The following is a 4,913-nucleotide window of genomic DNA, read 5'->3' as shown; positions in this document are numbered from 1 at the left end:
AACACCGTATAAAAATAATTGCGGTTTTGTGCTAAAACAAAGGTAGTTGTGTGTTTGCTTGCATCTGATTTTCCTTCGGAAAATCCTCGCACGCAAACCCGCAACTATTCTTATACATCAACGTTGTATGCAATTTGAGAAATGAAACGAAAAACGATAATATTTAGTGGAATAATATTAATTCTAATCGGAATTGGATTGTGGAATTTCGGATTTTTTAACCGATTTAATTACTTAACCGCTAAATCTGACATTAAGAACAATTTACTTCAAAAAGTAATAGTCGGAGAATTAATGATTTCTCCAATGGAAATGGATAAAATAAGTCGAAAATATGGATTTACTAATGTCGGATTTGGATGTGTTGTGAGTGGAACTGAATTAAATGGAATTGAAATTTATAACGCAGAAATTGATAATTATTTGACCAATAAAAACGGAACTGACTGGAAAGTGAAATATCAAAAAGAAATTGACTCGCTGACTGAATTAAAACAACGTGAGTGGAAAGAAAAATTTGAATAATAAAAACTGCATACAACACAGTATATAAAAAATTGCTAGTTTTATCCTAAACCAAAGTTAGTTGCTTGTTTGCTAGCTTCTGATTTTCCTTCGGAAAATCCTCGCACACAAACACGCAACTTTCCATATACAAACACGTTGTGTTTAATTAAAAACCACCAACACATGAACAAAGAAGAAGCGTTAGAATTATTAAAAAAGTTAAAGCCTTTAGAAAAAAGGATTGAATCTAGGAAAGGTGGAACTATCGACAAATTCTTTATTGTTCCAATTGAGTATTTGACTGATAAGGATTATAAAATATATTGGTTTGACTTTTGGAATAAGGAAATGGCTTATTCTGTGAACGCAATAAGTAGTGACGACTATACTATTGTGGGAATAATGAGAAAAGCAGGTAATTTTATTTTTGTAGAGAAGAACATTGAATACATTAAATCATTAACGCGGTATCAATAGTTACAGATATTACTTCGACGTCTTTATCATGTTCGTCTTTTACGATAATAAAATTTTCAGTAAACGGATAATTTTTTTGATATTCCTTTAATAAAGAATTTATGTGATTCATTTCATTAATAGCCATTTGTGTGTTTGGGAATTTTGACAACCAATCATCCGACTGACTTTTATTATTTGACTTTGACATAACTTAAAATTTTGACCGACCTTAGCCTTACGCAACTGTTGCGTGCGACTGACTTTAAAAACGCTGACAATGAAATTAAAAAGCAAGTATCTAAACGGAGTTATTGAGTTTATAGATTGTATCGTTGTTTTTCAATACGGTATAATTCAGCGCATTAAATTTGATTACCCTTCTGGAACTTCACCAAAAGATTATTCAGATTTTGTTGTTCGTAAACACTCAAAATACCAATTAGGTGTTTACCCACACGGTTATAATTACATACTAACATTTTTAGACAGTAACGACAAAGAACAAAAGATATTTTTCAAATTAAATCCATTACAAGCATTTCGATTGAATTGGATTTTAAATAAATATTGGATTCAAAAAACAGATAATTGGGTTAAATTTATTATTCCTATAATTACAACAATAGGAACATACCTAATTACAAAAGAAATACTTTGTAAGTAAAAAAGTAATTATCGGAGATGCAATATAAACAACCCAACATTCAAAGCAATTAGAGTCTTTATGATACCAATTATACCAAAAACCATGAAAAACATATTTGAAAATTGCAGACACGTTATAAACAATTAAAAAACTAAACACAACACCGTGTATAATTAATAAGGGCAATGGTGTCTATTAATAAAAATTGTTGTTTACCTAAAATTGCGCTTGTGTGTGATGTAGTTTATACTTAGCCCTTACTAAATCATACACAAGAACGTTGTAAAACATTTAAGACAAACTTTATGAATAAAAAAATTTGGATTTTAATTCTGACAATTACTACTTCATTTGCATTTGCTCAAACTGAAAACGAAAATTTAAATTCTCAACTTGGAGAAATGAAAAAATTCTTCCTTGCTGGAGATTTTGAAAACTTTGCAAATTACACCTATCCGAAAGTTGTCGAAATGATGGGCGGAAAATCGAATATGGTAAAGGCTACTAAAGATGGTATGAATAAAATGAAAAATGATGGCTTTTCTTTTACTGACTTGAATTTTAAAAACCCTTCTGAATTTCTAAAAAAAGGGAATGAATTACAATGCACTATCACTCAAATAATTGAGATGAAAACTCCTCGCGGAAAAATTGAATCTGAATATACTTTAATTGGAATATCCAATGACAATGGACAGAACTGGACTTTTATCGACACTTCTGGGAAAGATAAAGAAACAATGCTCAAGTATTTCCCAAACTTGCACGATGAAATTGTAATAAAACCGAAAAAACAAAAGCTAATTGACTAAAAAAACGTTTTACAACAATGTATAACCGCAATTACGGCGGATTCGACTACGTCCGAATCCACTCGAAATTGCTAACTTCAGTGCCAAACCGAAAATTAACGCATATTAACCCGTAACTGACGGTTATACGAGACCGTTGTAACCAATTTGAGGAACCAAATGAAACTGAATAAAAATCGGAAGTTATTATTAATTCTAATAGTCGGAATTTTATGTTTCTATGGTTTTAAAAATTACGCTGAAAAAGTAAAAGACGAACATAGTATTGCTACCAGTATTTCTTCCAAACTTTATGACTTTAATACGTTTGAATTAACGGTAGACTCAAACCTGAATCTATCGGATTTTAAAGTTGTGAATCAAAATAGCGGAACAACAATTTTTGCGTACGGAAAAAGCCGAAAAGGAATTGATAATGATTATGGACATCGATTATTTGAATTGTATTATAAAGACCAAAAACTTTATGAATTTGGACACTTTTCGACAAATAATTGGTACACATTTGACTATAATCTGAATTTAAATAAAGTAAAGAACCGAATCGAACCTGATTTGAAAATAATGAGAGGGAAAAATGAATCTTATAATGACTTTTTCTACAAAAGGTTTGAATATAATGAAAATGGAAAACTCGACAGAATTAGTTTTTTAACTTTAGGAAAAGAAGTATATAACGTAAAAGAAATTAACGAATAAAAACTGGTTACAACAATGGCTATAATTAATTGCTTGTTCTCGCCTACTTCTGAAAATCCTCGCGGATTTTCAGTTTGGTGTGTACTTGTAAAGTTAAGTGTTAACCCACGCAACTACTCATAGCCGAGACCGTTACCACACATTTGAAAAATGACGTATTCACAAGAAGAAGTATATAAATATTCAGGTCAGTTTGACAAAGTAGTGACTGTCTCTTTCAGATTCGGTTCTGACGCAAGAAATAAATATGGAGATTTTATAACTGGTAAGTTTTATTACACACCAAAGGAAAGAGCCGATTTAGAAAATATTATTGCAATTGAGGAATTGCCAAAAACTGACGGATTAATCAAATTTGCAGTTGGAAATGGACTTAACGAATTGACTGAACAACAAATTGGAGATTTACGATTTGAAGGTGTATTAGCTTCAGATATAATCGAAATCCTTCAATTCTCTCAACCCGTAGAGAATGAATTTTCGAAATCAGATATTCGAAATTTACCTGACCCAATAACGATTAATTCTAATTTATCAGATGTTGACGAGGAAGAAATGACGTTATGGCTAAATTCCCAAAGACTTAAAAGCGGATATAAATTAATCCCAGAGGAAATAAATCGACATAACGGAATTATCTTAAGAAAATACGAAGACAGAATGCCAATTGAGGACTTGAAAAATTTCAAAAATGTAGAAACTGGCGAAATAAAACCTGAACTTAAATATCATTACTTAAACAGTAAATATTACAAAGATTTATTGAGCGACGAGGAAAAAATAGAATTTGAAAATACAATAAAGGAAGAGGCTGACCAAAAAATAAAAATCCTAGGAAAAGAATTGCAAAAAAGCCAAGAGAAATGGAAAGCTGTCGGAATAGACTATAAACAAGCATTAGCTTGGTTGATTCACTTCTCATCTGACTTTAGACCTGAAAGGTTAACTCACGGAGAAATCCCAGTTTGGTGGGATTATGAAAATTTATTGCATATTTATATGCGACACGTAAGCGAAACCCAAATTGGAGAAAGATTTGAATCAAAAACTGTTTTTCAATATAAGTTTAGAGATATTAAAACAGTAATTGAAACTGTCTTAAAAAAAATTGAGAAAGAAATTATAGAACATTTTAAAGATAATCCTGACAGAGACTTTAGGCGTGTAGGCGAACAAAGTGTTTATTATAAAGGAGATTATTATGTTATTCATATTAGTCCAACTGGACAATTACGAACATTCTATAAAAATAATTGAAATAAAAACGTGTGGTAACACCGTATATAATTTATTGCTAGTTCTAGCCTACTTACGAAAATCCTCGCGGATTTTCTATTCGGTTTGTATTTGCTAAATTAGGTGCTTAAACCACGCAACAAACCATATACAAACACGTTAGGCAACATTTACAAAACTACCAAATGAAAAAAATAATCTTATTATTAGCGCTTATATTTACATTCAATGTAAGTTTCTCACAGGAAAACAAAGAAGTGAAAAACATTTTTAAATTTAACATTGTTCCAGCTTTTGAAGGAATATATGAATTCCAATTTGAAAGAGTAATAAGTCCTAAAAGTTCTATTCAAATTGGATTTGCTTCTGGAAAAGACGGATTTACAGATAGAAATAAATTTAACGATTTGTTACTTGATAGGATTGGTAGAAATCTTAATGATGCAAAAGACACAGAATATTCTGAAAAAACATTTGCAATGAATATTGATTTCAGATATTATTTCAGTTCAGAAAATAACCACAGAGGACTTTACATAAGTCCGTCAATTCAA

General features: G+C 30.6%; 8 protein-coding genes. 7 read left to right on the top strand and 1 reads right to left on the bottom strand.

Annotated features, from left to right (window positions below; genetic code table 11):
* The first annotated feature begins 141 nt into the window (after positions 1 to 141).
* Together ACFQ1R_RS11420 and ACFQ1R_RS11415 are read left to right on the top strand one after the other, a co-directional pair.
* Complete coding sequence (locus ACFQ1R_RS11420; protein WP_379926351.1) at positions 142 to 525, top strand: FEKKY domain-containing protein; 384 nt, start codon at positions 142 to 144, stop codon at positions 523 to 525.
* A gap of 165 nt (positions 526 to 690) precedes the next feature.
* Positions 691 to 984: a hypothetical protein gene (locus ACFQ1R_RS11415; protein WP_379926350.1), complete on the top strand. Its 294-nt coding sequence runs from the start codon at positions 691 to 693 to the stop codon at positions 982 to 984.
* Here ACFQ1R_RS11415 and ACFQ1R_RS11410 read toward each other — a convergent pair.
* Complete coding sequence (locus ACFQ1R_RS11410; RefSeq protein ID WP_379926349.1) at positions 959 to 1,174, bottom strand: hypothetical protein; 216 nt, start codon at positions 1,172 to 1,174, stop codon at positions 959 to 961. The genes ACFQ1R_RS11415 and ACFQ1R_RS11410 overlap by 26 nt on opposite strands.
* 69 nt (positions 1,175 to 1,243) lie before the next feature.
* Between ACFQ1R_RS11410 and ACFQ1R_RS11405 the strand changes: the two genes are divergently transcribed.
* From ACFQ1R_RS11405 to ACFQ1R_RS11385, 5 genes are all read left to right on the top strand, one after another.
* Entirely contained in the window at positions 1,244 to 1,630 is a 387-nt protein-coding gene (locus tag ACFQ1R_RS11405) for a hypothetical protein (protein WP_379926348.1), read from the top strand.
* 287 nt (positions 1,631 to 1,917) lie between these two features.
* Entirely contained in the window at positions 1,918 to 2,424 is a 507-nt protein-coding gene (locus ACFQ1R_RS11400; protein WP_379926347.1) for a hypothetical protein, read from the top strand.
* Between the two features lie 159 nt (positions 2,425 to 2,583).
* Entirely contained in the window at positions 2,584 to 3,123 is a 540-nt protein-coding gene (locus tag ACFQ1R_RS11395; protein ID WP_379926346.1) for a hypothetical protein, read from the top strand.
* A 150-nt stretch (positions 3,124 to 3,273) separates the two neighbouring features.
* Entirely contained in the window at positions 3,274 to 4,380 is a 1,107-nt protein-coding gene (locus ACFQ1R_RS11390) for a hypothetical protein (RefSeq protein ID WP_379926345.1), read from the top strand.
* A gap of 164 nt (positions 4,381 to 4,544) precedes the next feature.
* A partial coding sequence (locus tag ACFQ1R_RS11385; protein ID WP_379926344.1) for a hypothetical protein occupies positions 4,545 to 4,913 on the top strand: 369 nt, incomplete at its 3' end.

Source organism: Mariniflexile jejuense, from assembly GCF_042675665.1.
Classification (GTDB): Bacteria; Bacteroidota; Bacteroidia; order Flavobacteriales; family Flavobacteriaceae; genus Mariniflexile; species Mariniflexile jejuense.
Note: the sequence above shows the minus strand (reverse complement) of the source record. Positions and strands in the feature narration are given on the sequence as shown.

Coding starts and splice junctions, on each gene's coding strand:
- ACFQ1R_RS11395 (WP_379926346.1), top strand. CDS start 2,584: ATGAAACTGAATAAAAATCGGAAGTTATTATTAATTCTAATAGTCGGA.
- ACFQ1R_RS11410 (WP_379926349.1), bottom strand. CDS start 1,174: ATGTCAAAGTCAAATAATAAAAGTCAGTCGGATGATTGGTTGTCAAAA.
- ACFQ1R_RS11405 (WP_379926348.1), top strand. CDS start 1,244: ATGAAATTAAAAAGCAAGTATCTAAACGGAGTTATTGAGTTTATAGAT.
- ACFQ1R_RS11420 (WP_379926351.1), top strand. CDS start 142: ATGAAACGAAAAACGATAATATTTAGTGGAATAATATTAATTCTAATC.
- ACFQ1R_RS11415 (WP_379926350.1), top strand. CDS start 691: ATGAACAAAGAAGAAGCGTTAGAATTATTAAAAAAGTTAAAGCCTTTA.
- ACFQ1R_RS11390 (WP_379926345.1), top strand. CDS start 3,274: ATGACGTATTCACAAGAAGAAGTATATAAATATTCAGGTCAGTTTGAC.
- ACFQ1R_RS11400 (WP_379926347.1), top strand. CDS start 1,918: ATGAATAAAAAAATTTGGATTTTAATTCTGACAATTACTACTTCATTT.